Source organism: Pseudomonas sp. GL-RE-29 (assembly GCF_019947275.1).
GTDB lineage: Bacteria > Pseudomonadota > Gammaproteobacteria > Pseudomonadales > Pseudomonadaceae > Aquipseudomonas > Aquipseudomonas fluorescens_A.
Genome location: NZ_JAGYGD010000075.1, coordinates 1 through 3,296 on the forward strand (window position 1 = coordinate 1; position 3,296 = coordinate 3,296).

The 3,296-nt window shown below is 51.3% G+C and carries 2 rRNA genes; both read right to left on the minus strand.

What is annotated here, in order from left to right:
* Positions 1-43 precede the first annotated feature (43 nt).
* A 5S ribosomal RNA gene (gene rrf, locus KGB21_RS29265) occupies positions 44-159 on the minus strand.
* 156 nt (positions 160-315) lie between these two features.
* A 23S ribosomal RNA gene (locus KGB21_RS29270) occupies positions 316-3,207 on the minus strand.
* Positions 3,208-3,296: the final 89 nt, after the last annotated feature.

Sequence of the window (3,296 nt, forward strand, 5' to 3'; positions counted from 1 at the left end):
ACAAAACCCCAACTGCTTTCGCAATTGGGGTTTCGGAATTTAATCTTGACGATGACCTACTCTCACATGGGGAAACCCCACACTACCATCGGCGATGCATCGTTTCACTGCTGAGTTCGGGATGGGATCAGGTGGTTCCAATGCTCTATGGTCGTCAAGAAATTCGGGTACTGAGTCGTGACCAAATGGCCTCGCTTCAGCAAATTGGGTATGTGACAGCTGGTGTTTTGTGAGTATCTCGAACTTTCGGTTCGTTTCGTCTTCACACACCGCAATCTGATGCTCTTTCGAGTAGTCAAATTGCTTGGGTGTTATATGGTCAAGCCTCACGGGCAATTAGTATTGGTTAGCTCAACGCCTCACAGCGCTTACACACCCAACCTATCAACGTCGTAGTCTTCGACGGCCCTTCAGGGGACTCAAGGTCCCAGTGAGATCTCATCTTGAGGCTAGTTTCCCGCTTAGATGCTTTCAGCGGTTATCTATTCCGAACATAGCTACCCGGCAATGCCACTGGCGTGACAACCGGAACACCAGAGGTTCGTCCACTCCGGTCCTCTCGTACTAGGAGCAGCCCCTCTCAAATCTCAAACGTCCACGGCAGATAGGGACCGAACTGTCTCACGACGTTCTAAACCCAGCTCGCGTACCACTTTAAATGGCGAACAGCCATACCCTTGGGACCGGCTTCAGCCCCAGGATGTGATGAGCCGACATCGAGGTGCCAAACACCGCCGTCGATATGAACTCTTGGGCGGTATCAGCCTGTTATCCCCGGAGTACCTTTTATCCGTTGAGCGATGGCCCTTCCATACAGAACCACCGGATCACTAAGACCTACTTTCGTACCTGCTCGACGTGTCTGTCTCGCAGTCAAGCGCGCTTTTGCCTTTATACTCTACGACCGATTTCCGACCGGTCTGAGCGCACCTTCGTACTCCTCCGTTACTCTTTAGGAGGAGACCGCCCCAGTCAAACTACCCACCATACACTGTCCTCGATCCGGATAACGGACCTGAGTTAGAACCTCAAAGTTGCCAGGGTGGTATTTCAAGGATGGCTCCACGCGAACTGGCGTCCACGCTTCAAAGCCTCCCACCTATCCTACACAAGCAAATTCAAAGTCCAGTGCAAAGCTATAGTAAAGGTTCACGGGGTCTTTCCGTCTAGCCGCGGATACACTGCATCTTCACAGCGATTTCAATTTCACTGAGTCTCGGGTGGAGACAGCGCCGCCATCGTTACGCCATTCGTGCAGGTCGGAACTTACCCGACAAGGAATTTCGCTACCTTAGGACCGTTATAGTTACGGCCGCCGTTTACCGGGGCTTCGATCAAGAGCTTCGCGTTAGCTAACCCCATCAATTAACCTTCCGGCACCGGGCAGGCGTCACACCCTATACGTCCACTTTCGTGTTTGCAGAGTGCTGTGTTTTTAATAAACAGTCGCAGCGGCCTGGTATCTTCGACCGGCGTGGGCTTACGCAGTAAATGCTTCACCCTCACCGGCGCACCTTCTCCCGAAGTTACGGTGCCATTTTGCCTAGTTCCTTCACCCGAGTTCTCTCAAGCGCCTTGGTATTCTCTACCCAACCACCTGTGTCGGTTTGGGGTACGGTTCCTGGTTACCTGAAGCTTAGAAGCTTTTCTTGGAAGCATGGCATCAACCACTTCGTGTTCTAAAAGAACACTCGTCATCAGCTCTCGGCCTTAGAATCCCGGATTTACCTAAGATTCCAGCCTACCACCTTAAACTTGGACAACCAACGCCAAGCTGGCCTAGCCTTCTCCGTCCCTCCATCGCAATAACCAGAAGTACAGGAATATTAACCTGTTTTCCATCGACTACGCTTTTCAGCCTCGCCTTAGGGACCGACTAACCCTGCGTCGATTAACGTTGCGCAGGAAACCTTGGTCTTTCGGCGTGGGTGTTTTTCACACCCATTGTCGTTACTCATGTCAGCATTCGCACTTCTGATACCTCCAGCAAGCTTCTCAACTCACCTTCACAGGCTTACAGAACGCTCCTCTACCGCATCACCTAAGTGATACCCGTAGCTTCGGTGTATGGTTTGAGCCCCGTTACATCTTCCGCGCAGGCCGACTCGACTAGTGAGCTATTACGCTTTCTTTAAAGGGTGGCTGCTTCTAAGCCAACCTCCTAGCTGTCTAAGCCTTCCCACATCGTTTCCCACTTAACCATAACTTTGGGACCTTAGCTGACGGTCTGGGTTGTTTCCCTTTTCACGACGGACGTTAGCACCCGCCGTGTGTCTCCCATGCTCGGCACTTGTAGGTATTCGGAGTTTGCATCGGTTTGGTAAGTCGGGATGACCCCCTAGCCGAAACAGTGCTCTACCCCCTACAGTGATACATGAGGCGCTACCTAAATAGCTTTCGAGGAGAACCAGCTATCTCCGAGCTTGATTAGCCTTTCACTCCGATCCACAGGTCATCCGCTAACTTTTCAACGGTAGTCGGTTCGGTCCTCCAGTTAGTGTTACCCAACCTTCAACCTGCCCATGGATAGATCGCCCGGTTTCGGGTCTATTCCCAGCGACTAGACGCCCTATTAAGACTCGCTTTCGCTACGCCTCCCCTATTCGGTTAAGCTCGCCACTGAAAATAAGTCGCTGACCCATTATACAAAAGGTACGCAGTCACCCAACAAAGTGGGCTCCCACTGCTTGTACGCATACGGTTTCAGGATCTATTTCACTCCCCTCTCCGGGGTTCTTTTCGCCTTTCCCTCACGGTACTAGTTCACTATCGGTCAGTCAGTAGTATTTAGCCTTGGAGGATGGTCCCCCCATATTCAGACAAAGTTTCTCGTGCTCCGTCCTACTCGATTTCATGACTAAGAGATTTTCGCGTACAGGGCTATCACCCACTATGGCCGCACTTTCCAGAGCGTTCCGCTAATCTCAAAGCCACTTAAGGGCTAGTCCCCGTTCGCTCGCCACTACTAAGGGAATCTCGGTTGATTTCTTTTCCTCAGGGTACTTAGATGTTTCAGTTCCCCTGGTTCGCCTCTTGCACCTATGTATTCAGTACAAGATAACCATCTTATGATGGCTGGGTTCCCCCATTCAGACATCTCCGGATCAAAGTCTGTTTGCCGACTCCCCGAAGCTTTTCGCAGGCTACCACGTCTTTCATCGCCTCTGACTGCCAAGGCATCCACCGTATGCGCTTCTTCACTTGACCATATAACCCCAAGCAATCTGGTTATACTGTGAAGACGACATTCGCCGAAAATTCGCAATTACTCACAAATTTTACCTTAGCCTGATCCG